The 25,260-nt window shown below is 59.9% G+C and carries 29 protein-coding genes; 9 read left to right on the forward strand and 20 right to left on the reverse strand.

Annotated elements, in window-relative coordinates; all coding sequences use genetic code 11:
* Window positions 1-235 precede the first annotated feature (235 nt).
* From R6X40_RS29030 to R6X40_RS29040, 3 genes are all read right to left on the reverse strand, one after another.
* Window positions 236-2,131, reverse strand: coding sequence for an ABC-F family ATP-binding cassette domain-containing protein (locus tag R6X40_RS29030; protein ID WP_318418380.1), 1,896 nt, complete (start codon window positions 2,129-2,131; stop codon window positions 236-238).
* 58 nt (window positions 2,132-2,189) lie between these two features.
* On the reverse strand, window positions 2,190-3,269 hold the full coding sequence (locus tag R6X40_RS29035) for a GGDEF domain-containing protein (RefSeq protein WP_318418382.1): 1,080 nt from the start codon (window positions 3,267-3,269) through the stop codon (window positions 2,190-2,192).
* 130 nt (window positions 3,270-3,399) lie between these two features.
* Window positions 3,400-3,795 (reverse strand): Rap1a/Tai family immunity protein, encoded by a 396-nt coding sequence (locus tag R6X40_RS29040; protein ID WP_318418384.1) that lies wholly within the window; start codon window positions 3,793-3,795, stop codon window positions 3,400-3,402.
* A gap of 209 nt (window positions 3,796-4,004) precedes the next feature.
* Here R6X40_RS29040 and R6X40_RS29045 point away from each other — a divergent pair, with 209 nt between their 5' ends.
* A complete protein-coding gene (locus tag R6X40_RS29045) occupies window positions 4,005-5,183 on the forward strand; it encodes a low temperature requirement protein A (RefSeq protein WP_318418386.1) in 1,179 nt (392 codons plus the stop codon).
* 12 nt (window positions 5,184-5,195) lie between these two features.
* On the opposite strand, the gene R6X40_RS29050 is transcribed toward R6X40_RS29045, so the two are convergent.
* A complete protein-coding gene (locus R6X40_RS29050) occupies window positions 5,196-5,417 on the reverse strand; it encodes a hypothetical protein (protein WP_318418388.1) in 222 nt (73 codons plus the stop codon).
* Between the two features lie 115 nt (window positions 5,418-5,532).
* The gene (locus tag R6X40_RS29055; RefSeq protein ID WP_318418390.1) at window positions 5,533-6,048 is read right to left on the reverse strand and encodes a DinB family protein; all 516 of its coding nucleotides are present in this window, start codon (window positions 6,046-6,048) and stop codon (window positions 5,533-5,535) included.
* 160 nt (window positions 6,049-6,208) lie between these two features.
* Here R6X40_RS29055 and R6X40_RS29060 point away from each other — a divergent pair, with 160 nt between their 5' ends.
* Together R6X40_RS29060 and ndk are read left to right on the forward strand one after the other, a co-directional pair.
* Window positions 6,209-6,895: a glutathione S-transferase family protein gene (locus tag R6X40_RS29060; RefSeq protein ID WP_318418392.1), complete on the forward strand. Its 687-nt coding sequence runs from the start codon at window positions 6,209-6,211 to the stop codon at window positions 6,893-6,895.
* 99 nt (window positions 6,896-6,994) lie between these two features.
* Window positions 6,995-7,417, forward strand: coding sequence for a nucleoside-diphosphate kinase (gene ndk, locus R6X40_RS29065; protein ID WP_318418394.1), 423 nt, complete (start codon window positions 6,995-6,997; stop codon window positions 7,415-7,417).
* A 112-nt stretch (window positions 7,418-7,529) separates the two neighbouring features.
* On the opposite strand, the gene R6X40_RS29070 is transcribed toward ndk, so the two are convergent.
* Window positions 7,530-8,045 carry a hypothetical protein gene (locus R6X40_RS29070; protein WP_318418396.1) on the reverse strand — a complete coding sequence of 172 codons (516 nt, stop codon included), beginning with the start codon at window positions 8,043-8,045 and terminating at the stop codon, window positions 7,530-7,532.
* Entirely contained in the window at window positions 8,042-8,602 is a 561-nt protein-coding gene (locus tag R6X40_RS29075; protein ID WP_318418397.1) for a CGNR zinc finger domain-containing protein, read from the reverse strand. The genes R6X40_RS29070 and R6X40_RS29075 overlap by 4 nt, the downstream gene beginning before the upstream one ends.
* A 65-nt stretch (window positions 8,603-8,667) precedes the next feature.
* Here R6X40_RS29075 and R6X40_RS29080 point away from each other — a divergent pair, with 65 nt between their 5' ends.
* Window positions 8,668-9,564, forward strand: a complete 897-nt coding sequence (locus R6X40_RS29080) for a branched-chain amino acid ABC transporter permease (RefSeq protein ID WP_318418399.1) — start codon at window positions 8,668-8,670, stop codon at window positions 9,562-9,564.
* Between the two features lie 12 nt (window positions 9,565-9,576).
* On the opposite strand, the gene R6X40_RS29085 is transcribed toward R6X40_RS29080, so the two are convergent.
* From R6X40_RS29085 to pgsA, 3 genes are read right to left on the reverse strand one after another with little or no spacing between them, the layout of a single operon-like run.
* A complete protein-coding gene (locus R6X40_RS29085; RefSeq protein WP_318418400.1) occupies window positions 9,577-10,044 on the reverse strand; it encodes a molybdenum cofactor biosynthesis protein MoaE in 468 nt (155 codons plus the stop codon).
* Between the two features lie 4 nt (window positions 10,045-10,048).
* Entirely contained in the window at window positions 10,049-10,309 is a 261-nt protein-coding gene (gene moaD / locus R6X40_RS29090) for a molybdopterin converting factor subunit 1 (protein ID WP_318418401.1), read from the reverse strand.
* Window positions 10,309-10,896 carry a CDP-diacylglycerol--glycerol-3-phosphate 3-phosphatidyltransferase gene (gene pgsA / locus R6X40_RS29095; protein ID WP_113317923.1) on the reverse strand — a complete coding sequence of 196 codons (588 nt, stop codon included), beginning with the start codon at window positions 10,894-10,896 and terminating at the stop codon, window positions 10,309-10,311. The genes moaD and pgsA overlap by 1 nt, the downstream gene beginning before the upstream one ends.
* A 215-nt stretch (window positions 10,897-11,111) precedes the next feature.
* Between pgsA and R6X40_RS29100 the strand changes: the two genes are divergently transcribed.
* Together R6X40_RS29100 and R6X40_RS29105 are read left to right on the forward strand one after the other, a co-directional pair.
* On the forward strand, window positions 11,112-12,203 hold the full coding sequence (locus R6X40_RS29100) for a helix-turn-helix transcriptional regulator (protein ID WP_318418403.1): 1,092 nt from the start codon (window positions 11,112-11,114) through the stop codon (window positions 12,201-12,203).
* 108 nt (window positions 12,204-12,311) lie between these two features.
* A complete protein-coding gene (locus R6X40_RS29105) occupies window positions 12,312-13,001 on the forward strand; it encodes an alpha/beta hydrolase (protein WP_318418405.1) in 690 nt (229 codons plus the stop codon).
* 66 nt (window positions 13,002-13,067) lie between these two features.
* Here R6X40_RS29105 and uvrC read toward each other — a convergent pair whose 3' ends face one another.
* Both uvrC and R6X40_RS29115 read right to left on the reverse strand, forming a co-directional pair.
* Window positions 13,068-15,095 carry an excinuclease ABC subunit UvrC gene (gene uvrC, locus R6X40_RS29110; RefSeq protein ID WP_318418407.1) on the reverse strand — a complete coding sequence of 676 codons (2,028 nt, stop codon included), beginning with the start codon at window positions 15,093-15,095 and terminating at the stop codon, window positions 13,068-13,070.
* The gene (locus tag R6X40_RS29115) at window positions 15,092-15,886 is read right to left on the reverse strand and encodes an SDR family oxidoreductase (RefSeq protein WP_318418408.1); all 795 of its coding nucleotides are present in this window, start codon (window positions 15,884-15,886) and stop codon (window positions 15,092-15,094) included. Before R6X40_RS29115 ends, uvrC begins: the two co-directional genes overlap by 4 nt.
* A 335-nt stretch (window positions 15,887-16,221) precedes the next feature.
* On the opposite strand from R6X40_RS29115, the gene R6X40_RS29120 reads away from it, so the two are divergent.
* Window positions 16,222-16,863 (forward strand): outer membrane protein, encoded by a 642-nt coding sequence (locus R6X40_RS29120; protein WP_318418409.1) that lies wholly within the window; start codon window positions 16,222-16,224, stop codon window positions 16,861-16,863.
* Window positions 16,864-16,940: 77 nt separating this feature from the next.
* On the opposite strand, the gene R6X40_RS29125 is transcribed toward R6X40_RS29120, so the two are convergent.
* The 4 genes from R6X40_RS29125 to R6X40_RS29140 form a co-directional block, all read right to left on the reverse strand.
* The gene (locus tag R6X40_RS29125; protein ID WP_318418410.1) at window positions 16,941-17,531 is read right to left on the reverse strand and encodes a glutathione S-transferase; all 591 of its coding nucleotides are present in this window, start codon (window positions 17,529-17,531) and stop codon (window positions 16,941-16,943) included.
* A 142-nt stretch (window positions 17,532-17,673) separates the two neighbouring features.
* The gene (locus R6X40_RS29130) at window positions 17,674-18,444 is read right to left on the reverse strand and encodes a ribonuclease T2 family protein (protein WP_412178487.1); all 771 of its coding nucleotides are present in this window, start codon (window positions 18,442-18,444) and stop codon (window positions 17,674-17,676) included.
* Window positions 18,441-18,866 carry a hypothetical protein gene (locus R6X40_RS29135; protein ID WP_318418414.1) on the reverse strand — a complete coding sequence of 142 codons (426 nt, stop codon included), beginning with the start codon at window positions 18,864-18,866 and terminating at the stop codon, window positions 18,441-18,443. The genes R6X40_RS29130 and R6X40_RS29135 overlap by 4 nt, the downstream gene beginning before the upstream one ends.
* A 90-nt stretch (window positions 18,867-18,956) precedes the next feature.
* Window positions 18,957-19,823 carry a 23S rRNA (adenine(2030)-N(6))-methyltransferase RlmJ gene (locus R6X40_RS29140; protein WP_318418415.1) on the reverse strand — a complete coding sequence of 289 codons (867 nt, stop codon included), beginning with the start codon at window positions 19,821-19,823 and terminating at the stop codon, window positions 18,957-18,959.
* Window positions 19,824-19,890: 67 nt separating this feature from the next.
* On the opposite strand from R6X40_RS29140, the gene R6X40_RS29145 reads away from it, so the two are divergent.
* Together R6X40_RS29145 and R6X40_RS29150 are read left to right on the forward strand one after the other, a co-directional pair.
* Window positions 19,891-22,023 carry a molybdopterin oxidoreductase family protein gene (locus tag R6X40_RS29145; protein WP_318418416.1) on the forward strand — a complete coding sequence of 711 codons (2,133 nt, stop codon included), beginning with the start codon at window positions 19,891-19,893 and terminating at the stop codon, window positions 22,021-22,023.
* 6 nt (window positions 22,024-22,029) lie between these two features.
* A complete protein-coding gene (locus R6X40_RS29150) occupies window positions 22,030-22,629 on the forward strand; it encodes an NUDIX domain-containing protein (protein WP_318418418.1) in 600 nt (199 codons plus the stop codon).
* A gap of 1 nt (window position 22,630) precedes the next feature.
* Here R6X40_RS29150 and R6X40_RS29155 read toward each other — a convergent pair whose 3' ends face one another.
* The 4 genes from R6X40_RS29155 to purM form a co-directional block, all read right to left on the reverse strand.
* Window positions 22,631-23,041, reverse strand: coding sequence for a type II toxin-antitoxin system VapC family toxin (locus tag R6X40_RS29155; RefSeq protein WP_318418419.1), 411 nt, complete (start codon window positions 23,039-23,041; stop codon window positions 22,631-22,633).
* Entirely contained in the window at window positions 23,038-23,277 is a 240-nt protein-coding gene (locus R6X40_RS29160) for a type II toxin-antitoxin system prevent-host-death family antitoxin (RefSeq protein ID WP_318418420.1), read from the reverse strand. The genes R6X40_RS29155 and R6X40_RS29160 overlap by 4 nt, the downstream gene beginning before the upstream one ends.
* A gap of 84 nt (window positions 23,278-23,361) precedes the next feature.
* Window positions 23,362-23,994, reverse strand: a complete 633-nt coding sequence (gene purN / locus R6X40_RS29165; RefSeq protein WP_318418421.1) for a phosphoribosylglycinamide formyltransferase — start codon at window positions 23,992-23,994, stop codon at window positions 23,362-23,364.
* Window positions 23,991-25,061: a phosphoribosylformylglycinamidine cyclo-ligase gene (purM, locus tag R6X40_RS29170; RefSeq protein ID WP_318418422.1), complete on the reverse strand. Its 1,071-nt coding sequence runs from the start codon at window positions 25,059-25,061 to the stop codon at window positions 23,991-23,993. The genes purN and purM overlap by 4 nt, the downstream gene beginning before the upstream one ends.
* Window positions 25,062-25,260: the final 199 nt, after the last annotated feature.

Consider the following 25,260-nt stretch of genomic DNA (forward strand, 5'->3'; position numbering starts at 1 on the left):
AAGCTGGTGCGGTTTGATAAGGCGGGCACCTCAATATTCCGTCTTCCTCGCCCCTGTGGCGGGGACCCAGCAGCGGCGCGTCTGCGCTGCTAGAAGAGTCGTTCCACGCGACGGACGTCGCGTGGCTGGATTCCTGTGACAGGCACAGGAATGACGGAAATTTTGGGTGCCGCCCGGCTCCCAGTCACCTGTCAAAGACAGAAAATGATTCTGTCAGCGGTCAGAATGGCGAGAATCAGCTCGCCATTGCCTGTTCGTATTCGTCGGACAATGTCATCCAGTGCTCTTCGGCCTTGCTCAGCTTGGACACGACTTCGGCGCGTTCCTTGACCTTGGCGGCAGCCTTTTCCGGGAACTTGTCGTAGAGGTCCTGGTCTTCAAGCTCCTTGTCGAGGGCTTGAATCTGTTTCTGCAGTTTTGCCGTCAACGATTCGACATCGTTGATCTTTTTCTTCAGCGGCGCGAAGGTTGCGCGCTTGTCGGCATTGGCCTTGCGTTGCTCGGCCTTGCTTAGCTGTTCCTCGCCGCCGTTACCATTGCCTTTGCCCTTGCCGCCCTTGCTCTTGGAGCTCTGGACGATGGTGCTGCGGTAGTCCTCAAGGTCGCCGTCATAGTTGGAGACGGTGCCGTCCTTGACCAGCCACAGCCGGTCGGCCGTTGCCTCGATCAGGTGGCGATCGTGGGAGATCAGGATGACGGCGCCGGTATATTCGTTGAGCGCCTGGATCAGCGCGTTGCGGCTGTCGATATCCAGATGGTTGGTCGGTTCGTCGAGGATCAACAGGTTCGGCGCATCGAAAGCGGCAAGCCCCATCAACAGGCGTGCCTTTTCGCCACCGGACAGGTCCTTGGCAGGCGTGCTCATCTTGGCGGTCGCAAGGCCCATCTGGGCGACGCGGGCGCGCACCTTGCCTTCGGTTGCCCCCGGCATGCGCTGGCGCACATGCTCGACGGCGTCGTGTTCCGGGATCAGGTCGTCCAGCTGGTGCTGGGCGAAGAAGCCGATCTTCAGGCCCGGAGCCACTTGTACTGAACCACCAGTCGCAGGAAGACGGCCGGAGATCAGTTTGGCGAAGGTCGATTTACCGTTGCCGTTCGAGCCGAGCAGCGCAATGCGATCGTCTGTGTCGATGCGCAGCGACAGATGCTGAAGGATTGGCTTGCCCGGCGTATAACCGACGGCGCCGTTTTCCAGTGCGATGATCGGCGATGCCGCTTCTTTTTCGGGATCCGGGAACTTGAAGCCCTGAACATGATCCTCGATGACGGCCGAAACCGTGCCCATGCGCTCCAGAGCCTTGACGCGCGACTGTGCCTGGCGGGCTTTCGAGGCCTTCGCCTTGAAGCGGTCGATGAACGCCTGCAGGTGCTTTCGCGCCGCGTCGTTCTTCACCTTGGCCTTGGTCTGCAGCTCGTTGGCTTCGGCGCGCTGGCGCTCGAACTGGTCGTAGGAGCCGCGATAGAAGGTCAGCTTCTGCTGGTCGAGATGGATAATGGCGTTGACGGCGGTGTTCAGCATGTCGCGGTCATGGCTGATGATGATGACCGTGTGCGGATACTTGCTGATGTAATCCTCAAGCCACAGCGTGCCTTCAAGGTCGAGATAGTTGGTCGGCTCGTCGAGCAGCAGCAGGTCCGGCTCGGAAAACAGCACGGCCGCGAGTGCTACCCGCATGCGCCAGCCGCCGGAGAAGGACGAGGCAGGGCGCAATTGTGCGGCAGCGTCGAAACCAAGGCCGGCCAGGATGCTGGCGGCGCGCGATTCGGCCGAATGCGCCTGGATATCGGCGAGCCGCATGTGGATGTCGGCGATCCGGTGCGGGTCGGTGGCGGTCTCGGCTTCGGCGAGCAGCGCCTCGCGCTCCTTGTCGGCCTTGAGCACGATCTCGATCAGCGGCTCCTCGGTGCCGGGGGCTTCCTGCGCCACCTGGCCGATACGGGCGTTCTTCGGGATCGAGACCGAGCCGGTCTCCGCTTCCATGTCGCCGGTGATGATTTTGAACAGGGTGGACTTGCCGGCACCGTTCTTGCCGACGAGGCCAGCTTTGATTCCGGCCGGCAGCGCGACGCTGGCCTGGTCGATGAGAAGGCGTCCGACAATGCGGGCCGAAAGATTATTGAGCGTGATCATGGCCGCGTTTTGGCCGAACTCGGCCCAGAAGGCAAGGGTTTGCCGCGCTGCGGTATGGTCAGGCGGCGTGCGGAGAGTAGGTTTTTTTCGTTCGGCCACCAATCGCGGCGGAAAACACCAGTGTGCCGGGCTTGCCACCGCTACGAACGGCCCGCAAGGCAAGCTCGGCCTGGGTGAACAGATCGACCCCGCCGGATGCGGTAAATGCCATGGCGATGCCTGTCGAGAGCGACAGGGTTTGCGTCGTGAACGCCCGGTTCGGCAGAGCGACCTGCACGCCTTCGACCGACGCGCAGATACGCTGCGCAATCGCTTCGGCATTGTCGGCCGAGACGTCGTGGAACACGAAGGCGAACTCGTCGGTGCCGATGCGGGCGACGAAATCGTTCTTCTTGACGGATTTGCGGAATTCCGGCGCTAACTTCTTCAGTGCCTTTTCGACAGCCGCTGCACCGTGACGCTCGCCCATGTCGCGCAGGCCCTCGACGGTGACGAGCGCCAGCGCTGCCGGGCCGACGGCTTTGCCGTCATCGTAAAGGGCTGTGAGCTTGGCGGAGAAGGCAATGCGGTTCGGCAGGCCGGTGACGGGATCGCGGGTCGCGGCCTTGCGCATCGTCTCGATATCGCTGTCGATACCGCCGAGCTGCGTTACGGTTTCATTCATCGCCGCCGCAAAAGCCTTTTCCTCGCGCTCGAAGACGGCGACGGCATCACGCAGGCGGGCGGCATCATCGGCGAAATCGGACATGCCGGCGACCGGGTCGGTTTCCAGCCGGGCGATGAAACCGCGCAGCATCGCAGCAAAGACTTCCTTCTTGGCAATACTGTCCTTCAGGGCATGGCTGACGGCCGAGATCGAGCGTGCGGTATCGGCGCGGATCGTGTCGGCCTCGATCGCGGCAAAGCCGGAGAGGTGATATTTGACGCCAATCTGTTCGATCTGGTTCTGCATCGGGTGGGCGCCGAGGGCCGCGAACTCGCGCGTCAGCTGCGGATTGCTGCCGGAAAGGGCCTCATAGAAAAGTTCGTAATTGCGCGGAAAGGGGGCAACGCCAAGCTTGGCCATGGTCTGGGCGACCTTGAGGAGGATTGCGGCATTCTGTGCCTGATTGCCGTCATGCTGGGGCTTGTCCGTCATTCCGCATCCTTCACAAAACCGCTTGAAGCGCGGTGGTTGCAAGACACAGCTGATAACGCATCGGGATTAAAAGACTGTCAAAGGCGCGAGTTCCAGGGTGATGCAACTGTTGGATCGTGACGATGGTCAATTATTTAGCAGGGCAGGGCCATTTCTCCTGCATGGCCAGCTGCACCAGCATGTCAGCGCTACGGCCATGTTCCTTCGGGTTGGCGGCAACGAAGGCACAGACGATCCCGACCTGCTCCTCGAGCGTGACGGTGTCGGGATCGCAGACATTGGCCCGGATCTTCTCCGTTACGGATTTCTCGCTTTCCGGCCGGTTGTTTTCCTTGTCGACAACATCCGACATTTCGGCGTGATGCAGGTCTCGTGACCAGCGGTCGAGCACGCCAGCGACATAACCGAAGGCAACCGGGTGCTTCTGCTGGCAGAAGGTGTTGAGATCATCGGCATCCATGAACTGCGCCTGCGCGGCGGATGCAAACATCAGACCGGCTGTCGTCGCAAGCATCAGTCTCTTCATGTGGCTTCTCCGTCGGGGATCAGACATTAGCGGGAGCTTACAGGAGGAGGGTCGATGCAGGCAACGGATTGACCTTTATAGTTTGTCGCGAGATCGAACGGGCGACGTTGCCCGCTGCCTGTCGCGCCCTATATCCCGCAAAATTGAATGGGGAAACATCATGCGCAGAGATGGCCGGGTGAAGAGTGACGTCGAATACGGAGCATTTCATGCCGGTTAAACGTTCGAACTGGCTCCGGACGGAAGAACCCGATCAGACCAGCGCCAGTTTTCCGGAACTGTTCTTCGATCTGGTCTTCGTTTTCGCGCTGGTGCAGCTGTCGCATACGCTGGCGTCCGATTTCGGGCCGACGGCGGCTTTCGAGTCCGCGCTGCTGGTTCTGGCGATCTGGTGGGTGTGGATCAATACGACCTGGGTCACCAACCTGCTTCACACCGGCAAAGAAGCGGTGCGGCTGATGCTGTTCTGCCTGATGTTCGGCGGTGTGTTGCTGGCGCTCGCACTGCCGGAAGCCTTTGGCGAACATGGGCTGATGTTTGCGCTGATCTATTGCGCCATGCAGGTCGGCCGCTCGCTGTTCACGCTCTATGCGTATCGCGGTGTCGATGACGCTGCCTTCACCACATTCGTGCGGATTACCCTCTGGTCGCTGGCCTCGGCCCTGTTCTGGCTCGCCGGCGCGATGATGGAACTGGAAGGCCGGATCGCTTTTTGGTGTCTTGCCTTGTTCATCGATTATTGCGCGCCTGCCGTGCGGTATGTCGTACCCGGGCTTGGAAAATCGCGGCCGGAAACGCTGGATGTCTCAGGCGAGCACATGGCGGAACGCTGCGCCCTGTTCGTCATCATCTGCCTGGGGGAAACCATCCTGACCACCGGCAAAAATGCCGCCGAGCATATGAACTCGAACACCACCTTCGCCGTATTCTGCAGCGCGTTTCTCAGCACCGGTTTCATGTGGTGGATCTACTTCCACCATGGGCAGGAAAGGGCAGCCGACAAGGCCGAAAACACGTCGCACCCCGAGAGTGTGGCGCATAATCTGTTCACTTACGGCCACCTACCGATCATCGCCGGCATCATCCTGACGGCGGTCGGTGAGGATTTCAGCCTGTCGCATGCGCAGGAGGACAGCTCGATGAAAAACGCCCTGGCAATGATAGGCGGCCCGATCCTGTTTCTCGCCGGCAATATCTGGGTGAAGATGGCCGTTGCCCGGAAAATTCCGGTTTCGCACATCGCCGGGATCGTTCTTTTGGTTGCAACGGCTGCTCTGGTGCCGTTCAGCAGCAATTACGTGATTCAGATCACCGCAACTGCGGTTCTGTTCGTTGTTGCTGTCTGGGAATATCTGGCTTTGCGGCCGGCCTCTGGCATGGCCGCATAACCGGAGCAGACGTCAAAACGACGCCGAGACCATCTGCTTGGTGTTCTCCGGCAGGGCCGCGAACAGGGAGGAAAGGTGCTGCCAGCCATCTGGCTTGCGGCCGCTGACGTTTTCCGGCCAATGGCAAACCCCGTCACCATGGATGTATCCGACCCAGCGTTGCTCGTCCTGGTTCTCAAAATGCAGAACAGCCAGTTTGCCAGCTTCCAGGGCTTCAATGGGATACCAATCCATAGTGTCGTCTCGCTCCATTCTTAAAATATGAACGGACTATGATACTGCTGACTTGCTCAAGCCTTGCGGTGACGTTTTTATGACGGAAAGAATCAAATGATTTCCGCTGCTTGAGTCACTCGGCGTAGTGCTGGTATGCTGGCGCCCGCAGGAAATAGCTCATGTCCAGCGGAAGGCTCGGACCGCCTAACGCTGTCAGCGTCATATGGCATTGGCCGCGATGATGGGTCTGGTGGTTGAAGAAGTGGGCGAGCGGCGGGCCGAGGCGCTGGGTGACGGCGATGGGGTTGCTCACCGGCGTGTAGGTGAAGTGGCCGGAGAGGGCGTCTTCGGTCAGGCTGGCGATCCAGGCGACGATGCGATTGTCTTCTGCTGCCCGTGCAGCCGAGAGCTCCGCGAAATTATCGAACAGGATGCCGTCGAGCTTTGATGGTGCATCGCCGGTGCCGGTAAAGCGCTTCATCCAGATCCGGTCGGCGGCGAGCACATGATTGAGCGTCGCGTGCAGCGAGCCGAAGAAGGCGCCCTTGTTTTCGCGGTATTGTGCGTCGCTGAGCTTGCCGGCCGCATCGTAGACGAGGCGGTTGGCCCAGAGATTGTAGTCGGCAAACATCCGGTAGTGATCGAGCATCGCAGAATCCCTTGAGGTTTTCGCCAGTCTAGCGCGCAATTGTATCGCGGTGGGTGATGCGATCCATGAAATTTACTGATTTGATTGTTGGTGACCGCTGCTTTCGAATAGGTCTGCGGCGACGAAGCAATGAAGATGACGCCAAGGATAAGGACACGAGATGAATCGCACACTCTATGGGCTCTGCGGAGCGGATCACCGGCCGTTTTCGCCGCATGTCTGGAAGACGATGTTGTCGCTCGCCCATAAGGGACTGGAGTATAATAAACAGTTCGTGGGATTTACGCAGATACCGTCGATCGAAAACGGCGCAACGGCGCTGGTGCCTGTGTTGCGCGATGGCAATGAACTGATCCGCGACAGTTTCGATATCGCGCTCTATCTGGAGGAGGCCTATCCGGATCGTCCGTCATTGTTTGGCGGCGAGGGCGGCAAGGCGATGGCGCGGTTCATCGAAAGCTGGTCGCAGCTGACGCTTCATTCTGCGATCGTGCGGATCGTCCTGGTGGATATTCATGACCAACTCGCGCCAGTCGACCAGACCTTTTTCCGCTCCACCCGTGAACCCCGCTTCGGGATGAGCCTGGAAGCGGTAGCTGAAGCCGGGATCGAAGAACTGAAGACCTTTGCCGCCAAGCTGGAGCCGTTGCGCACTACGCTGAAGAAGCAGCCGTTCATCGGTGGCGAAACGCCGCTGTTTTCCGACTATATCGTCTTTGGTCCTCTGCAATGGGCGCGCGTCGTCTCACAGACGCGGCTTCTTGAGCCTGGCGACCCGGTGCTTGACTGGTTTGAGCGCTGCCTCGATCTTCATAACAGTGCCGGGCGTTCCGTGACAGCCGCGTGAAACTTCGGCGCTCCCCCTTGTTTTGCACCAATTTGGCGGCTATTGAACCGCCAAATTCGCGGAAAAACCCCCGATTTATGCAACAAGGGAATTGAGACAATGGCGATTGAACGCACATTTTCGATGATCAAGCCGGACGCAACCAAGCGTAACCTGACGGGCGCCATCACCAAGATGCTCGAAGACGCAGGCCTGCGTGTCGTCGCTTCCAAGCGCGTCTGGATGAGCACGCGCGAAGCCGAAGGCTTCTACGCTGTTCACAAGGAACGTCCTTTCTTCGGCGAACTGGTTGAAGGCATGACCTCCGGCCCGACCATCGTTCAGGTTCTGGAGGGCGAAGGCGCCATCCTGAAGAACCGCGAAATCATGGGCGCGACCAACCCGGCCAACGCTGACGAAGGCACGATCCGCAAGACCCACGCTCTGTCGATCGGCGAAAATTCGGTTCACGGTTCGGACGCTCCGGAAACCGCTGCCCAGGAAATCAAGTACTGGTTCTCCGACACCGAAGTTGTCGGCTGAATCAAACTCTGAGGGTTTTGGCCCAAGGGATTTGAAAAGACTCAGTAAAAAGCCGGAGCGGCAACGCTCCGGCTTTTTACGTTCTGGGACGTGAAAGTGGGCGGCCTGGAATTCAGACCGGGCAGGCCGCCGTCTGGAAGTGTTCGGGTGTCTTGCCGTTCTTGAAGACATCCGGGTTCTTGTCATAGGCCGGGCCAACCACCAGTGCTTCGGCCGGCATGATGTCCTGGTCGAGATTGGAAATGACCGATGTCTTCAGCGTCTGCAGGATCGTGCCATCCGGGCCCTTTACGTCGATGGTTACCGCATAGGGTTTCTGCTTCTTCACACAGGTGACATCGGGGCTTTCCAGCACGATCTTGTCAAGCTTCTGAAACAGTTTTCGGTCGAGCGTCAGAGGCGGGCCGCCCGACGGGTTTTCGAATGTCGCCACAACGGTACTGCCTTCGGGAACCGCCTCCATTTTGGTTAAGGTGATCATGTAGGTGGCATAGGCGAGGCGGTAGTTGAAGACGAACATCTTGCCGGTGAGTTCGAGCGGGTCCGGCCCAGTCTCACGCTGACAGGCGGAAAGAACGGAAAGACCAGCGAGAAGGGCTGTGGCAAGGGGAAAACGCCGGATGGTCATGCGACAGGTTCCTTCTTCTGGCGCCGGTAGTGGCGGTTTGCCTTGGCGCGGTTGCCGCACACCGTCATGTCGCACCAGGTCCGGCTGCGGTTGCGGCTGCGGTCCAGAAACAGCCATTGACAATTGGGGCAGATTTTCAGCCGCTGCGGCTCGTTGAATGTCACAAGCGCGAGTGCCGAATGCGCCGTCGCGGCATCGAGCTGCGTACGGGCTGTTTTTGCCGGATGCAGGCGGATGATCGCGGATGCTGCATCGAGCAGGTCGGCCAGACCTTCGCCGGTGGAGGTTCCCAGAACGCCGGCGCGAAAATGCCGGTCGGTGGCCTCGCGCAGGTCCAGAAACGCATCGCGGTTTTCGAGCGCCACCGGCTCCAGCGTTCCGAACAGTGCCTTTTCCGCGGAAAACCGGTTTGCGGCGGTGGCAAAGTCGCTCATGGCGACGGGATCGGCATAGCGGTCGATCCGGCGTTCCGCATCAAAGCGCAGGATCACCGAATTGGCGACATCAAGGGCGAGCGCGCCACCGGAAAAACGGTGCTGGGTCCAGGAAAACGTCATACGATATCCTAACTGGTAAAACGTATTTTACCAGTTATACTGATTTTGTCATCAGCGGATGTGTCATGGCCTATTTTCTGCAGCAGCTCGCCAGCGCCCTGCCTATCGCAGCTCTCTATGCGTTGCTCGCTTTTGGCTATTCGATCGCCTTTTCAGTCACCCGGCGGGCTGATCTCACCTATGGCGCGCTGTTCGGTTTCGCCGGCCAGATGTTCCTGCTGTTTTCGGATTTTGCCTGGAGCCGCCTATGGCTGGTCTTGCCTGCAGCGCTTGCTGTCGGTGCTGTATCGGCGCTGGTCTATACGCTGGGTGCCGGCCTGCTGATCGGCCGGTCGATCATGCACAAGCTGGCGGCGACCTCGGCCAACACGGTGGTGGTCGTCTCGCTGGGCATCGCGCTGGTACTGATGGAACTGTCACGAATTGCGGCACAGACGCGCAGCCTGTGGCTGCCGCCGTTCCTCAATACGCCGGTGACGCTCTGGCCGGATCCAAAATTTCCGGTGACGCTGACAGCGGTGCAGCTTTTGAACACGGCGCTGATGCTGGCCATCGTCGGGGCAGGGCATCTGTTCCTGGTCCGCTCGGCCTGGGGCCGCGCGTGGCGGGCGGTGTCCGACGATGCGGGCGCGGCTGCGCTATGCGGTGTGGATGGCAGGCGCGTCTTCATCGCCGCCTACGGGTTCTCGGCCTTTCTGGCAGCGATCGCGGGCATCCTGGCCACGGCCTATTACGGCACGATGGATTTCGGTGCCGGCGTGGTGTTCGGCGTCAAGGTGCTGTTCATTGCTGCGATCGGCGGTCAGAGCGCGCCAGTGCTGGCGGCGGTGGGCGCGGCAGCGATGGGGTTGAGCGAAACGCTGTGGAGCGCCTATGGACCGATGCTCTGGCGGGATTTTGCGATCTTCTCGTTCCTGGTCCTGCTTTTGGTGCTGACGCGCAAGGAGCAGTTTCAACCCTGACCAGTTGGTGGGTCAGTTCGACCAGCGGTCCCTGGCGCTGTCGTCCTCGTCCTTAGCACTGACCCAGTTTCCCGCGGTGCCGTCGCTACCATGTTCCTTCTTCCAGAAGGGGGCCGCGGTTTTCAGGAAATCCATGATGAAATTGGCGCCGTCGAAAGCCGCCTGACGGTGCGGCGAGGCGGTGATGACCAACACGATGTTTTCGCCCGGCAGGATTTTTCCGTAGCGATGGATGGCGGTGGCGGCCTGAAGATTGAAGCGGTTGACGGCTTCGCCGCAGATGCGGGTGATTTCCGCTTCCGCCATGCCGGGATAATGTTCAAGCTCAAGAGCGCTCAGCGTCCCGGCTTCATCGCGGCAAAGCCCGGTAAACGTGACAACGGCGCCGATATCGTGGCGGCCTGCCGACAGTGCTTGAACCTCTGTGGCAAGATCGAAATCGCCGCGCTGGACGCGAACGGTGACGGGATTGGACGTCACGGTTTCAGCCTCCGGTCATCGGCGGAAAGATGGCAATTTCCCGTGCGCCGGTGATCTTCTCGTCGTGATCGACATGTTCCTGATTGATGGCGACGCGGATCACATTTTCATGCTCCAGCGCCACCTTGTATTCGTCGCCGAGTGTCTTCAGGTGGGCCAGTAGATCGCCGGCCGTCACGACGGTGTCCGGAAGCTCCAGCGTCTCCTCGCCCCTGCCGATCCGCTCGCGCACCCAGGCGAAATAGACGAGGTTGACGCTCGCCATCAGTCAACCATGTGCTTGAGACCGGCACGGAAATAGTCGTAGCCGGTGTAGAGCGTGATGGCGGCGGCAAGCCAGAGAAGGCCGATACCCATTTCGGTCGTGTAAGGCAGCACCTTGTCACCGGCAGGGCCTGCGAGCAGGAAAGCGATCGCAACCATCTGGATCGTCGTCTTCCACTTGGCGATGCGGGTCACCGGCACGCTGACCTTCAAGGCCGCCAGATATTCGCGCAGGCCGGACACCAGAATTTCGCGGCAGAGAATGATGATCGCAGCCCAGATCGACCAACCGGCAATCGTGCCATCGGCAGCCACAAGCAGAAGAACCGAGGCGACCAGCAACTTGTCGGCAATAGGATCCAGCATGCGGCCGATATTGGATGTCTGCTTCCAGATACGCGCCAGATAGCCATCGAAGAAATCGGTGATCGAGGCGACGGCAAACAACCCCAGCGCCGTCCAGCGGGCAAAATCCGAACTCTGCAGCCTGCCCTCAACGAAGAAACACAGGACGATCAGCGGCACGGCCAGGATGCGGGCATACGTCAGGAGATTGGGAATGTTGTAAGCGGCAGGCGTAGTGGACATCGATTCGGGTTCTCTGCGAGTTCTTTGACGACAGATGAAAGACTTTGTGACAGCGGCGTCAACCAGTCATTAGAGATCGGCTTGAATTATGGCGGAATTCGTCTGAACGCAGGGTGAACTAAAACCCCCATTTTTGGTGGGGCTAACGCATTAGGCTTGGCAAAACCACTGTCTCTAGGGCAGTATCGAATAAATGCTCCAACGCAGAGCAAATAATGCCTGATGCCTTGACGCTGATCGATCGAATCTACGAAGCTGCGGTTATTCCCGAGCTTTGGCCGGATGTCTGCGCCAGCCTGGCGGAAGATGTGAACGGTTTTTCCGCCTGCATCCTGACCGCCGATAACGGCGGAGCAATCCGGTGGGTCTGTTCGCCCAATATCGATGAGCAGATGGAGCGCTATGCAAGCAGCGACGCGAGGCCGCACAACCCCCGGCCGGAACGCTCCATGCTGTTGTCACCGATGGCCTTCGCCCGCGACGTGGATGTCATGACGGCAGAAGAGATCGCCGACGATCCGATTTACAACATGTTTCTGAGGCCAATCGGGCTCGGCTGGAGCATGGGTTCGGTGTTGCCCGAGCCGTCGGGGCATACACTGATCTTCGATTTTCTCCGTCAGGCCAGCGACGGGCCTTTCCCGATAGAGGCGCTCGATCGGATCAACAGCCTGAAGGGTGATCTGGCTCGCGCTGCTCTGATTTCATCGCGAATGATTTTCCGGCAGGCGCAGGGCATCACGGCGACGCTTTCGCTGATCGGGCTTCCTGCGGCCGTCCTCAGCGACGACTATCGGGTTCTCGCGATGAACGACGACATGGAGGCACTGTCCCCCCGCATCCGCACCGGCGCCGCCAACAGGATTTCATTGAAAAATCCCGCGGCGAATGCGCTGGTCCTGGCCGCGCTGGAGCAATTGGGCGCGGCGCAGGCGTCCAATGTGCAATCCATCCCACTGGCGGCTGAAGAAAACATGCCGGCCCTGATCCTGCATCTGATACCCGTTCGAAGGAACGCGCGCGACATCTTCTCCAGAAGCCTTGCCGTGTTGATTGCAACGCCGGTCGGCTCAGCCGGAGCGCCGGATATGCGGGTGCTCAGCGGGTTGTTTGATCTGACACCGGGAGAAGCCAGGGTCGCCCGCGAACTTGCCTCTGGTGCAAGCCTGGAGGCTGTGTCGATCAAGCTCGGCTTGAAGCTCGAAACCGTGCGTACCTATCTAAAGCGTATCTTTCTCAAGACCGGGACACGGCGCCAGGCCGAACTCACCCGGATGTTGTCCGGTCTTGGGCGGCTGGCGGTCTGATTGCCGTGCCACAGTTCGGTCATAGGCCTGCTGTTTGATGGACGCGGGTAGGATGTATTGCTCCTATCTGTCTGCCGTTTCCAATCAAGTCTTGCTGGGAGAACATCAATGGCACAGGTTCCGACTATCCTTCTCGTTCACGGGTTCTGGGGCGGGGCGGCCCACTGGAGCAAGGTCATCGTGGAACTGACCCGTTTGGGTCATCGCTCCATCAAGGCTGTCGAATTGCCGCTGACGTCGCTTGCCGACGATGCCGAGCGCACCCGTAAAATGATTGCCCAGCAAAGCGGGCCTGTTCTTCTGGTTGGCCATTCCTATGGCGGCGCGGTCATTACGCAGGCGGGCAACCAGCCGAATGTCGCGGGCCTTGTCTATATCGCGGCGTTTGCGCCCGACGCCGGCGAGAGCCCTGGCGGCATCACCGCCAAAAACCCTCCCGCCGCCGCTGCCAATCTGGCGCCGGACAGCGATGGTTACCTCTGGGTGAAGCAGGACAAGTATCACGAGAGTTTTTGCCAGGACCTCAGCGCAGATGAAGGCCTTGTCATGGGTATTACCCAGAAGGCGCCGCTGGCCAGCACATTCGGCGACGAGATCAGCAATCCGGCATGGAAGAACAAGAGCAGCTGGTATCAGATTTCCAGCGAGGACCGGATGATCCATCCAGACAACCAGCACTGGATGTCGGGACGGCTCGGTGCGAAGAAGGTGATCACGCTGAAGGCAAGCCATGCCTCACTGGCCTCAATGCCCGTCGAGGTCGCCGCGTTCATCGATGAAGCTGCAAAGGCCCAGTAACAGGCCGACCTCATCTCCGAACGGAAAGGCTATGGCGGCGGGCAATTGCACCCGCCGCCATAGGGCCTATTTCGCGCCGTCTTCATGAAAATGATCGTAAACCAGCCGGGCGACAGCCTCGGAAATACCGTCGACGGCAATCAGGTCGTTGATCCCGGCGCGGGAAACGGCCTTGGCGGTACCGAAATGGTGGAGCAGGGCGCGCTTGCGCGTCGGGCCGATGCCGCCGATTTCGTCGAGCGGGTTCTTGATCATTTCCTTCTTGCGCCGTGCCCGATGCGAGCCGATGGCAAACCGGTGCGCCTCGTCACGCATGCGCTGGATGAAATAGAGCACGGGATCGCGCGGCGGCAGCGAGAAACCATCACGGCTGCCACCCGGCGGGAAGAAGCGCTCGCGGCCGGCCTCGCGGTCGACGCCCTTGGCGACGCCGATGGCGACCACGCAATCCTCGATATCCAGTTCCTTGAGAATGGCCCGCACCGCCGTCATTTGCCCCTGGCCGCCGTCGATCAGGATAACATCGGGCCAGGCAGGGAAGGCGGTATCCTCGTTGGTTTCGACGCTGCGGTCGGGTTTTCCCTCTTCCTTGAGGAGCCGTGAAAACCGCCGCGTCATCACTTCCTTCATCATCCCGAAATCGTCGCCGGGGGTGATGTCGGTCGATTTGATGTTGAACTTGCGGTACTGGCCTTTGACGAAGCCCTCCGGCCCAGCCACCACCATGCCACCGACGGCATTGGTGCCCATGATGTGGGAGTTGTCGTAGATTTCGATGCGGCGCGGGGTGCGCTCCAGTTTGAATGTCGTGGCAAAACCGTCGAGCAGTCGCGATTGCGAGGCTGTTTCGGCCAGCTTGCGGCCGTGTGCCTCGCGGGCGTTGGCGACGGCGTGCTCGACCAGATCCTTCTTCTCACCACGCTGCGGCACCAGAATGGCAACCTTGTAGCCGGACTTTTCGGTAAGCGCTTCACCAAGCAGATCCTGTTCCTCGACGGTTTCGCAGAGCAGGATCTGCCGCGGACACGGCTTGTCGTCATAGAATTGCGCAAGGAAGGCGCTGAGGACTTCGGCGGATGTAAGCGTTGGGTCGGCCTTCGGAAAATAGGCGCGGTTGCCCCAGTTCTGGCCGGTGCGGAAGAAGAACACCTGGATGCAGGACACACCACCTTCATGATGGATGGCGACAACATCGGCTTCCTCGACCCCGGACGGGTTGATGCCCTGATGGCTCTGCACATGCGACAGCGCTGCCAGCCGGTCGCGGTAAAGGGCAGCCCGCTCGAAATCGAGGTTTTCGGAGGCTTCGCTCATCGCCTTCGCAATCGTCGCCTTCACCGCCTGGCTCTTGCCCGACAGGAAGTCCTTGGCCTCGGTGACCAGCTCGGCATAGTCGGCGTCGCTGACCTCATGCGTGCAGGGGGCGGCGCAGCGCTTGATCTGGTGCAGCAGACAGGGGCGGGTGCGGCTTTCGAAAACGCTGTCGGTACAGGTGCGCAAAAGGAAGGCGCGTTGCAGCGAATTGATGGTGCGGCCGACGGCACCGGCCGAGGCGAATGGACCGAAGAAATCACCCTTGCGGCTGCGCGCACCGCGATGCTTGTACAGCGCCGGTGCCCGGCTGTCTCCGGTCACCAGAATATAAGGAAACGACTTGTCGTCGCGCAAAAGCACGTTGAAGCGCGGCCGCAACCGCTTGATCAGGTTGGCTTCGAGCAGCAGCGCCTCGATCTCGGTGCGCGTCGTGACGAATTCCATATTGGCGGTTTCGCGCACCATCTTGGTCAGACGGTTGGAATGCAGACGCCCCTGTGCATAGTTGCTGACGCGCTTCTTCAGGCTTCTCGCCTTGCCGACATAGAGCACGTCGCCCGCCTCGTTGAACATGCGGTAGACGCCGGGGCTATTGGGCAGGAGCTTGACGAAGGCCTGGATCAGTTCGGCGCCGCGTAAGCCGTCGGGAATGGCGGAGGTTTCCGCCCAGTCGACGATCGCCGCCGGAGCAGCCGTATCCGTCACCTCGATCAGGTCTTCGTCATCGCTGGCATTCTCGTCGTAGAGAATGCCGCCATCCTTGGGCACGCGCCCGTTCATTCCACAATCTCCAAAATATCTGGCGTTTCCCAGGCCAGGTGCTGGCCGCCGTCCAATGCAATCATCTGCCCTGTGATCGACGGTGTGTCGAACAGGAACCGGATCGCCCGGCCGAATTCGTCAAGCTGCGGCCCTCTCTTCAGGATCAGAGCCTGGACCTGGGTGTCGAAATCATCGCTGTTCTGCCGTTCGTTCGGCAGCGTCGGTCCGGGACCGATGCCATTGACGCGGATTGCCGGTGCCAAGGCCTGTGCCATCGTTTTCGTTGCTATCAAAAGAGCCGACTTCGATAACATATAGGAATAAAATCTCGGATTGGGAGCCCAGACACGCTGATCGATGATGTTAACGACCAGCCCGGCATTCTCCTCCGGCAACTGTGCAGCAAAATCGCGGGCCAACAGGGATGGCGCCTTGACGTGCAGGGCGAAATGCCGGTCCCAGATCGTTTCGTCGAATTCCTCGAGGCTGTCCTTCTTGAACAACGAGGCATTGTTGACCAAGAGGCCGATCGGCCCCAGCGCAGCGACGGCTTTTTGCATCAATGTTTGCGTCGAGGCGGTATCGGCAAGATCCGCCATAACAACTGATGCCTTGCCGCCGTTTGCGCGGATCGAGGCTGCAAGTGCCTCCGCATCCGCCAAAGATGTGTTGGCGTGAATAGCCACGGCAAAGCCGTTAGCGGCGAGATCCTCGACGATAGCCTTGCCAATACGTTTGGCACCACCGGTGACCAACGCTGTTTTCAGAGATGTTCTCTGTGTGCCGTGATGCGATTCGTATGTGTGCATATCGCAAGGATATAGGAGGCGGAACGTTATTGCGAAACCGGCCCGGTGCATTCGTTTCGGAAAAATTAATGCAAAGGCGCTAAATTGAATTGTTTCGCGTTGTTATAGTATATATTTCGTTAATATTGTTTTGTGGTTAATAAATACCCTGTGACACTGAAGCAACATCGAATTTTAGCCATGCTTCTGCCTCTAAAATTTCACAATTTGGCTCTTGAGAATCCGCATTTGATTGTCAATTTCTCCATCAACCGGGCGGGGTTAATTAGAAATTTCCCGATGTATCAGTTTGGGACCGCGAGGGTCCGGAACATCGGTTCGTAAAGGAGACTTTAATGCGTACTCTCATCACCACTCTTATGGCATCCGCCGTATCCCTCATCGCCTTCTCCGCTGTTCAGGCAGCCGACGCGATCGACGAAGTTCCGGCTGCTCCGGCTGCTGAATACAACGAACCGGCCGTGAAGAACTGGTCGGGTGCGTATGTCGGTGGTACGGCCAACTGGGCTCGTGGCGAGTTCGGCGCTACGGGTGGCCGCGGTGCTGCCGGCTTTGGCGGTGGTCTCTATGGCGGCTACAACATGCAGAGCGGCAACATCGTTTACGGCGGCGAAGCCGATATCAACTACGGCGACAATGACACCCGGAACTCGGATCGCAAGATGGAGCAGGGCGTCAATGGTTCGGTTCGCGGCCGCGTCGGCTACGACCTGAACCCAGTTCTCGTCTATGGTACGGCCGGTGTTGCTGCGACCAGCGTCAAGGCAACCGGAAACGCCGGCGGCTCGGACAAGAACACGCTGCTCGGCTGGACAGCCGGCGCCGGCGCCGAAGCTTTCGTGACCGACAACGTCACGGCGCGCGTCGAATATCGTTACTCCGACTACGGTTCGAAGGACTTCAGCCTGGGCGGCGGCAAGGTTTCGTCGGGCTACGACGAACACAGCGTCCGCGTCGGTATGGGCGTCAAGTTCTGATCCATCGGAATATGAATGACAAAAAGGCCGGAGCGATCCGGCCTTTTTGCTTTTTAGATGCGTGATTTACGCCAGAATCAGGCCTTGAACTGCGCATAGTCCGGGAAAAACTTCTCGAATTTCTGCGGCCAGTTTTTCAGCTTCGGGCGGCCCTTCTGCCATTCGCCGGCGAAGCGGACTTCGATATAGCGCAGCAATGCGGCGAGCGCGAAATGCCCGGCATGCAGCTTGGCGCCGGTCTTGGGCATATTCGCATTGAGATAATCGAGGCCGCGGCCAGCCTTTTCCCACTGCCGGTCGATCCAGGGCTGATGGATCTTTTCCGGCGGATGGAAGCGTTTTTCGTAGACAATCGCCAACAGGCAATCGCAGATGCCGTCGCACAAGGCCTCCAGCATTTCCACGTCGGTCCGTTTTTCGGCGTTGCGCGGATAGAGCTTGCCCTTTGTCTCGCGGTCGATGAAATGCATGATCGCCCGGCTGTCGTAGATCGCCTTGCCCTCTGTCGTCACCAGCGTCGGGATCTTGCCGAGCGGATTGCTGGCGATCAGGTCCTGCGGGTTGCCATTGGTGTCGGTCAAAACGTTTTCAGCGGAGATGCCGGCATAACGGGCAGCCATGCGCACCTTGTTGGAATAGGGCGAAGTGGGGGAGTAGAAGATCTTCATGCGGCTTTCTTTCGTTGCATGGTCAATTCTGTCAGGTGACCTAAACCGTGTCGCGATCTTTCAGATGCGCTCGCACGCTTCAGGTCTTTTTTTTACGCATGTCGCTTGCGCAAAACCGCTGCACACTTTTGCGCGACATGCATTAGGGTGTGGCCGGCAGGCTGAGGCTTTTCACCTTACAGCCGGCGCGATCGATCTCGCCGCAGGCGCGGAAACTGAGATCCTTGTTGAAGCAGATGCGAACTTCATCGACTCGGCCAGACGCACAGGTGACGGCGAGCGCCTCGTTGCGCAGGCCCGGATTGGCTGATGTCAGCGCGGTTTCAATCTCTGCGGCATTTGTTTTTGTCGTTGAGCCCACGGATTGCAAGGCCGGCGGCATCGTCACTTTGTCGCGGGCAGCGCGCAGGACGGTAAAATAGTCCTTCTGGCTCAGCCCTGAGCAGGCGCCGTGCTTTCGCCATTCATGGCCGATCAGGCCCATTGACGGCATGATATCGAACAGGGTTCGCCCCAGTGCGTCCGGCACCCGGTCAGGATCGCGCGACCGGCAGAATTCCGGATAACCGCGTTCATTCTGTGGCCAAAGCCCATGGACGATGAAGCCGTGATTGTTGTCCGGATCGCATTGCATCGAGCGCCCCGACGGGTCGTTTTCCAGGCACCAGCTCGGCGACCAGGAGAGTGAAAGCACATAGAAATCGAAGCCGCTGCCCATAGGGACGGTTTTCGCTGCCTTCTGCGTGCCGGTGGCCGGCGTGTTGATGATAGGCGTGTTGGCGGAGCTGCTTGAGGCAGGGGCGCCATTCTCCGTCTGTTTCTTCTCTCCGCTTTCGCCGCTGCAAGCGACAAGCGCCAGCAGCCCGAAGAGGACCACGATCCTGAAACCAAAATTTGAAGTCAAAGATCTCACCGCAACGAAGCGCATTGCGCGCCGTAGATATACCAGGGATCGAGCCCGCTCACGCAGAATTCGACATTCGAACCGATGCCGGCGAAACCCCAATTGCGCTCGATAAGGTACCAGAGCGGCCGTCTCTCACCATCGGTGGTGGTGGCCGTTGCTTGGCAATATTCGCGCTCGACCAGATGGGTTTCATCGCGTGGCTCAAGCCGTTTCTGGTAGGTGTTACCGATATCGGCGATGGCGATATCGGTTTTCAGGTAATGGGTTGCCTTGGAGCCGAAATTCGACGCGATGAAACCGAGCACGGCGGGGCTGCTGCAAGCGCCGGCAGCGTGGCTCGCACCGTTGTCGAGATAGTCGGCCGCCGTCACCGGGCTACAGGCGGCGGCAAGGGAGAAAAGAACAGCTGGGACAAACATTCGAGGCATGATCGTCTCCCTTGATCCATTCAGTCGGTGTCCTGCCAGATTGCGTCTCTTGCAGGCATACCGTCAAGTCCCGTTCAATCCTGCTCTTGTTCAATCTTCCTCGGGCACTTCCTCGCCGCGCAGCCAGAAGGCACGGGCGGAGGCATGACGATCCTGCTTCAGCCGGTCCTTCAGGAACGGCAGCAGGATGTCGAGCTCGCCCTTCAGCGTGAAGGGCGGATTGACAATGATCAGGCCGGAGCCCGAGAGGCCGGTCGTATCCCGGTCGCTGCGCACTGAGAGCTCGGCGCAGAGCATTTTGGGGATATTCAGGGCTTGCAGAGCTGCGTGAAACTCAGCGATCGGTGCGCCCTGCTTCAGCGGATACCAGAGGCAGAACGTGCCGCCGGAAAAGCGGCGGTACGCCTTGTGCAGGCCATCAGCCAGCCGCTCGTATTCGCCCGCAATCTCGAAGGGCGGATCGACCAGCACGATGCCGCGCTTTTCTTTCGGCGGCAGATGCGCGCCAAGCGCCAGCCAGCCGTCGAGTTCGGTGATCCGGCTCTGGAAATCGCCATCGAACAGCCGGTGCAGCGTCTCGTAATCGTCAGGATGCAGTTCCATCGCCGACAGCCGGTCCTGCGGCCGCATCAGCATCCGGGTCAGTTTCGGCGAGCCAGGATAGAGCGTCAGCCCGCCGTCCGGATTGAGATCGCGCACGGCGGTGAGGTAGGGCTCGAGGATTGCCTTTGCCTTGGCCGGAATGTCGGTGTCGAGAATGCGGCCGATACCGTCAACCCATTCGCCGGTTTTCTGCGCTTCTTCGCTCGACAGATCGTAGAGGCCGATACCGGCATGGGTATCGAGCACGCGAAACGCCTTGTCCTTCTGCGCCATGTAGACGATCAGCCGGGCCAGAACCGCGTGCTTGAGGACGTCGGCGAAGTTTCCGGCGTGGTAGATGTGACGGTAATTCATTCGCGTCCCTTACGTCCTGATGAAATGTTTGAATGTATGGCGAAGGGGACTGTGAGACCCTTTCGCGATGCAATATAGAAAAGCCATGAACGTTGCGACCCCTATAAAACCAGAAAAGCTCGTCGGCCACACTGTCTGTCCGCACGACTGTCCCTCCGCCTGTGCGCTGGAGGTTGATGTCACGCCCGAGGGCCGGATCGGCCGGGTGCGCGGTGCCAGCGCCAATACTTACACCGCCGGCGTCATCTGCGCCAAGGTTGCCCGCTATTCCGAGCGCATCTATCACCCCGGGCGCCTGATGGTGCCGCAACGCCGCAAGGGCGCGAAAGGCGAGGGGAACTGGCAGGAACTGTCGTGGGAGGATGCGCTGGACGAGATCGCCGGCGCTTTCGTCAAGGCCGAGCAGGCGCACGGCTCCGAAGCGATCTGGCCCTATTTCTATGCCGGCACGATGGGACAGGTGCAGCGGGATTCGATCGATCGCCTGCGTCATGCCAAGCGCTATTCCGGCTTCTTCGGCTCGATCTGCACCAATCTGGCCTGGACCGGGCTGGCGATGGCGATCGGTTCCCTGCGTGGTCCCGATCCGCGCGAGATGGCAAAGTCCGATTGCGTGGTGATCTGGGGCACAAATGCGGTCTCGACGCAGGTCAATGTCATGACCCATGCGATCAAGGCCCGCAAGGAACGCGGCGCAAAGATCGTCGTTATCGATATCTACGACAACCCGACCATCAAGCAGGCCGATATGGGGTTGGTGCTGAAGCCCGGCACCGACGCGGCCCTTGCCTGTGCCGTCATGCACATTGCCTTCCGCGATGGTTATGCCGACCGCGACTATCTGGCAAAATATGCCGATGATCCGGCGGGACTGGAAGAGCATCTGAGGACCCGGACGCCGGAATGGGCCGCTGCCATCACCGGTCTGCCGGTGGAGGAGATCGAGGCCTTCGGCAAGCTCGTCGGGACAACGCCGAAAACCTACTTCCGCCTCGGCTACGGCTTTACCCGCCAGCGCAATGGTGCTGTTGCGATCCATGCCGCCGCTTCGGTGCCAACCGTGCTTGGTTCCTGGCAGTACGAGGGCGGCGGGGCGTTCCACACCAACAACGATATTTTCAAGTTCGACAAGCGCGAACTGGTCGGATCGGCAATGCTCGATCCGGATATTCGTATGCTCGACCAGTCGCAAATAGGCCGGGTGCTGACCGGCGATGCAGAAGCGCTGCGCCATCGCGGTCCGGTGACGGCGATGCTGATCCAGAACACCAACCCGGCCAACGTCGCACCGGAACAGCGGCTGGTGAAGCGCGGTTTTATGCGCGATGATCTTTTCGTTGCGGTGCACGAGCAGTTCATGACCGATACCGCCAAGGTCGCCGATATCGTGCTGCCGGCGACGATGTTCCTCGAGCATGACGATCTCTATCGCGGCGGCGGCCATCAGCACATCCTGCTCGGCCCAAAGGTTGTCGAACCACCATCAACGGTGCGCACCAATCTGTTCGTCATCGAGGAATTGGCCAAGCGGCTGGGTGTCGCCGGCAAACCCGGTTTTGGTTTGAGCGAGCGCCAGCATATCGACCGCATTCTCGTCAATCACGGCACGGATTTCGACAACCTGAAGCGCGACAAGTGGCTGGATATCCAGCCGGACTTCGACACCGCGCACTTCGTCGGTGGCTTTGGTCATCCGGATGGAAAGTTCCGCTTCAAGGCGGACTGGACCGGCACGCCGGCACCGAACAAGCCGCCAAAGGTGCTCGGCGCTTTCGGTCCGCATGCGCTGCTGCCGGAGTTTCCCGATCATGTCGATCTGATCGAGGTGGCAACGGCGACACATCCGTTCCGTCTGGCGACATCGCCGGCCCGGTCCTTCCTCAATTCAACTTTCGCCGAAACGCCATCCTCGATCCAGAAGGAAGTCCGCCCTGAGGTGATGATCCACGCGCAGGACGCCGAAGCGCTTGGCATTGCCGATGGCGATATCGTTCGAATCGGCAATGAGCGCGGCGAGATCCGCCTTCATGGCAAACTCGGTGGCGGCGCGCGGCGTGGCGTCGTCATTGCCGAGGGATTATGGCCGAACGACGCACATCTGGACGGCGAGGGCATCAACGTGCTGACCGGCGCCGATGCGGCAGCACCCTATGGCGGAGCGGCCTTTCACGACAATCGCGTATGGATGCGCAAGGATTAGCAGTTCATGACGAAATTCAATGACGCCAAGGTCGACATCCTCAAAGACGAGACACTGTCGAAAAACTGGTACCACCTGCGCAATATCACCTTCGACTATACCGGCTCCAACGGTCTGACCAAGACGCTGAAACGCGAGGTCTATGACCGCGGCAATGGTGCCACCATCCTGCTCTATGATCCCAAGCGCGACAGCGTCATCCTGGTGCGCCAGTTCCGCATCCCGACCTATCTCAACGGCCATTCCGGCTGGCTTCTGGAAACACCGGCCGGCTTGCTCGACGGCGATCATCCGGCAGAGGCGATCAAGCGCGAGGTGATGGAGGAAACCGGCTATCTGGTGACGGATGTCCGCCCGCTCTTTCACGCCTTCATGTCGCCAGGTGCGGTAACGGAGACGGTTCACTTCTTCGCCGCGATCATCGATGTAACAGTTCGCGCCGAAGACGGCGGCGGTGCCGCGCATGAGGACGAGGATATCGAGGTGTTGGAGGTCCCGCTCACTGACGCGATGGCGATGATCGAAAGCGGCGAAATCTGCGACGGCAAGACCATCATGCTGCTGCAATGGGCGATGCTGAATAGGGAAAAGCTGGCAGCGGGGTGAACTATGCGGAGAAGAGCTGAACCGCTTCTGCGGCGGCGGCTTGCCGAAGCTTTTTATCAAGCGTGGCGAGCGGGATACCTTCGGTGATCGCAAGCGCGAGGTAAGCAGCATCATACGCTGAAAGTTGGTGCACGCGCGCGAGGCCGACAACGAGAGCGTCGTCGCCGGAATCGGTAATGGCGATTGGCAAGTGATGCAACCGAATGAGGGATGCCAAGACAAGATCATTGCTGATCCGTTTGCGGCGTTCTGCCATCAACAGTACACTGCGAATTTCGTGCCGCAGAAGATCGGGCGCACACGCAGTTTTGCGAAGTAGTGCGTCCATGACGGCGTCAGCGACGTCGCTATCCTCATCCGGCAGAAACCACACAGCGGCGACCGAGGCATCAACGACGAAATCGGGCTTCATTTACGACCTTCGTCCCGCCACTGTAAAATCTCTTCAAGCGAGACCGGTTTGCTTTTCGCGCGGTCTCGCCGGATCAAGCGGAAGAGATTTGCACGGCGCTCCTCATCATCGATTGGCACGAGCCGTGCCACCGGCGTGTCGCCTCTCGAGATAATGATTTCTTCGCCCAACTCCACCTTCGTAAGCAATTCCGACAAATGCGTTTTGGCTTCAGCGACCTTTACAGTTCTGGTCATCGCCTGATCTCCGCTGGTATGCAGACGTATCTTAACGGAAGGTATCGCAGTTGGTCAACCGGTTGGTCATGCCTGCCCAACCGCTCAGAATGCGGCGGACACAACCCCATCATCTAGCATCCGTATCGTGCCCTCGGCAACAAGCCGCAGCGCAGCCGGATAAGACTTGTGCTCTTCAACCAACACTCGCGCGGCGAGGCTATCCACCGTATCGTCAGGCAAAACCGGCACTCGTGCCTGCAGAATGACCGGACCCTCGTCCATGCCCTCGGTGACAAAATGCACGGTGCAACCTGCCTCGGTCATTCCGGCGTCGATGGCGCGCTGATGGGTGTGCAGGCCTGGAAAGAGGGGCAGCAGCGAAGGGTGGATATTGATGATCCGGCCTTCATAGGCGTTGATGAAGGTGGCGGTCAGCAGCCGCATATAGCCGGCGAGGCAGATGATATCGGGAGAAAGGCTTTTCAGCGCCGAGAGGATTGCTGCCTCGTGGGCGTCCTTGCTGTCGAAATCCTTGCGGACGAACGAGAAGGTTGCGATGCCGAGGGCGGCTGCCTTGGCAAGCCCGCCCGCATCCGCCTTGTCGGAGATGACGGCGACGATCTCGGCCGGGTAATCGGCGTCAGCAGTGGCCTTGACCAGCGCCAGCATGTTGGAGCCGCCGCCGGAAATGAACACTACGACCCGCTTGCGGGCCGCTTTCGACGTGTCATTCATAGAGCGAGCGTGCCCTTGTAGATCGTGCCGGCAGCGCCTTCTTCGCGCGCAACCATGCGGCCGAGCGCAAAGACGGTCTCGCCTTCAGCCTTCAGCACAGAGGTAACCGTGTCGGCGTCTTCGGCGGCCACGACGACGATCATGCCGACGCCGCAGTTGAAGGTGCGCAGCATTTCGTTTTGAGCGACGCCGCCCGTCTTGGCCAGCCACGAGAACACGGCCGGCGCCTGGATGGCTGCGAGATCGATTTCAGCGGCGAGATGCTTTGGCAGCACCCGCGGAATGTTTTCCGGAAAACCACCGCCGGTGATGTGGGCCAGCGCCTTGAGCTTGCCGGTCTCGCGGATCGCCTTGAGCAGCGGCTTTACGTAGATGCGTGTCGGCGTCATCAGGACGTCGGCAAGGGTACCTTCGCCGAATGGGGCAGGGGCATCCCAGGCAAGGCCCGAGAGCGAAACGATCTTGCGCACCAGCGAATAACCGTTGGAATGCACGCCGGAGGAGGCAAGACCGAGAATGACGTCGCCTTCGGCGATATCGCCGGCCGGCAGCAGCTGGCCGCGTTCGGCAGCACCAACCGCAAAGCCTGCGAGGTCGTAATCACCACCGGCATACATGCCCGGCATTTCGGCGGTTTCGCCGCCAATCAGTGCGCAGCCTGCCTCGCGGCAACCGGCTGCAATGCCGCCAACGATCGCAGCACCCTGGTCGGGGTCGAGCTTGCCGGTGGCAAAGTAGTCGAGGAAGAACAGTGGCTCGGCGCCCTGAACGACGAGGTCGTTGACGCACATGGCAACGAGGTCGATACCAACAGTATCGTGCTTGTTGGCGTCGATGGCGATCTTCAGCTTGGTACCGACGCCATCATTGGCAGCCACCAGGACCGGATCCTTGAAACCTGCCGCCTTCAGGTCGAACAGGCCGCCGAAACCGCCGATCTCGCCGTCAGCGCCGGGGCGCCGGGTCGAGCGCACATGCGGCTTGATCTTTTCCACCAAAAGGTTTCCGGCGTCGATATCCACACCTGCATCACTGTAGGTCAGACCGTTCTTTCCAGGCTCGCTCATGGCTTGATCTCCGCCGGCTCGTCATATTTGGATTGCGATTGGCATGGTGGTGCCGCAAGTGCAAGCATATTGCCCCCGTTACTCCCGCTTTTTTGATGTTTTGTCCGCCATGACAGGCCCATTTGCGCCATAGGCTTGACCATCGTCGGTGCCACATCCTATCTCCAGCTATGGAAGCAGCGCCCGGCAGCGCCTGCGG

It is taken from the genome of Rhizobium sp. PL01 (assembly GCF_033447125.1).
Lineage (GTDB): Bacteria > Pseudomonadota > Alphaproteobacteria > Rhizobiales > Rhizobiaceae > Pararhizobium.

Excerpts from the sequence above, each read along its gene's own strand:
- ndk (WP_318418394.1), top strand. The coding sequence starts at position 6,995 with ATGGCGATTGAACGCACATTTTCGATGATCAAGCCGGACGCAACCAAG.
- R6X40_RS29055 (WP_318418390.1), bottom strand. The coding sequence starts at position 6,048 with ATGCTCGATCACTACCGGATGTTTGCCGACTACAATCTCTGGGCCAAC.
- R6X40_RS29135 (WP_318418414.1), bottom strand. The coding sequence starts at position 18,866 with ATGCCTCGAATGTTTGTCCCAGCTGTTCTTTTCTCCCTTGCCGCCGCC.
- R6X40_RS29155 (WP_318418419.1), bottom strand. The coding sequence starts at position 23,041 with ATGAAGCCCGATTTCGTCGTTGATGCCTCGGTCGCCGCTGTGTGGTTT.
- R6X40_RS29105 (WP_318418405.1), top strand. The coding sequence starts at position 12,312 with ATGGCACAGGTTCCGACTATCCTTCTCGTTCACGGGTTCTGGGGCGGG.
- R6X40_RS29035 (WP_318418382.1), bottom strand. The coding sequence starts at position 3,269 with ATGACGGACAAGCCCCAGCATGACGGCAATCAGGCACAGAATGCCGCA.
- R6X40_RS29050 (WP_318418388.1), bottom strand. The coding sequence starts at position 5,417 with ATGGATTGGTATCCCATTGAAGCCCTGGAAGCTGGCAAACTGGCTGTT.
- R6X40_RS29160 (WP_318418420.1), bottom strand. The coding sequence starts at position 23,277 with ATGACCAGAACTGTAAAGGTCGCTGAAGCCAAAACGCATTTGTCGGAA.
- R6X40_RS29120 (WP_318418409.1), top strand. The coding sequence starts at position 16,222 with ATGCGTACTCTCATCACCACTCTTATGGCATCCGCCGTATCCCTCATC.
- R6X40_RS29030 (WP_318418380.1), bottom strand. The coding sequence starts at position 2,131 with ATGATCACGCTCAATAATCTTTCGGCCCGCATTGTCGGACGCCTTCTC.
- purN (WP_318418421.1), bottom strand. The coding sequence starts at position 23,994 with ATGAATGACACGTCGAAAGCGGCCCGCAAGCGGGTCGTAGTGTTCATT.
- R6X40_RS29140 (WP_318418415.1), bottom strand. The coding sequence starts at position 19,823 with ATGAATTACCGTCACATCTACCACGCCGGAAACTTCGCCGACGTCCTC.
- R6X40_RS29045 (WP_318418386.1), top strand. The coding sequence starts at position 4,005 with ATGCCGGTTAAACGTTCGAACTGGCTCCGGACGGAAGAACCCGATCAG.
- uvrC (WP_318418407.1), bottom strand. The coding sequence starts at position 15,095 with ATGAACGGGCGCGTGCCCAAGGATGGCGGCATTCTCTACGACGAGAAT.
- moaD (WP_318418401.1), bottom strand. The coding sequence starts at position 10,309 with ATGGCGAGCGTCAACCTCGTCTATTTCGCCTGGGTGCGCGAGCGGATC.
- R6X40_RS29060 (WP_318418392.1), top strand. The coding sequence starts at position 6,209 with ATGAATCGCACACTCTATGGGCTCTGCGGAGCGGATCACCGGCCGTTT.
- R6X40_RS29100 (WP_318418403.1), top strand. The coding sequence starts at position 11,112 with ATGCCTGATGCCTTGACGCTGATCGATCGAATCTACGAAGCTGCGGTT.
- R6X40_RS29125 (WP_318418410.1), bottom strand. The coding sequence starts at position 17,531 with ATGAAGATCTTCTACTCCCCCACTTCGCCCTATTCCAACAAGGTGCGC.
- pgsA (WP_113317923.1), bottom strand. The coding sequence starts at position 10,896 with ATGTCCACTACGCCTGCCGCTTACAACATTCCCAATCTCCTGACGTAT.
- R6X40_RS29115 (WP_318418408.1), bottom strand. The coding sequence starts at position 15,886 with ATGCACACATACGAATCGCATCACGGCACACAGAGAACATCTCTGAAA.
- purM (WP_318418422.1), bottom strand. The coding sequence starts at position 25,061 with ATGAGCGAGCCTGGAAAGAACGGTCTGACCTACAGTGATGCAGGTGTG.
- R6X40_RS29040 (WP_318418384.1), bottom strand. The coding sequence starts at position 3,795 with ATGAAGAGACTGATGCTTGCGACGACAGCCGGTCTGATGTTTGCATCC.
- R6X40_RS29070 (WP_318418396.1), bottom strand. The coding sequence starts at position 8,045 with ATGACCATCCGGCGTTTTCCCCTTGCCACAGCCCTTCTCGCTGGTCTT.
- R6X40_RS29080 (WP_318418399.1), top strand. The coding sequence starts at position 8,668 with ATGGCCTATTTTCTGCAGCAGCTCGCCAGCGCCCTGCCTATCGCAGCT.
- R6X40_RS29150 (WP_318418418.1), top strand. The coding sequence starts at position 22,030 with ATGACGAAATTCAATGACGCCAAGGTCGACATCCTCAAAGACGAGACA.
- R6X40_RS29075 (WP_318418397.1), bottom strand. The coding sequence starts at position 8,602 with ATGACGTTTTCCTGGACCCAGCACCGTTTTTCCGGTGGCGCGCTCGCC.
- R6X40_RS29145 (WP_318418416.1), top strand. The coding sequence starts at position 19,891 with ATGCAATATAGAAAAGCCATGAACGTTGCGACCCCTATAAAACCAGAA.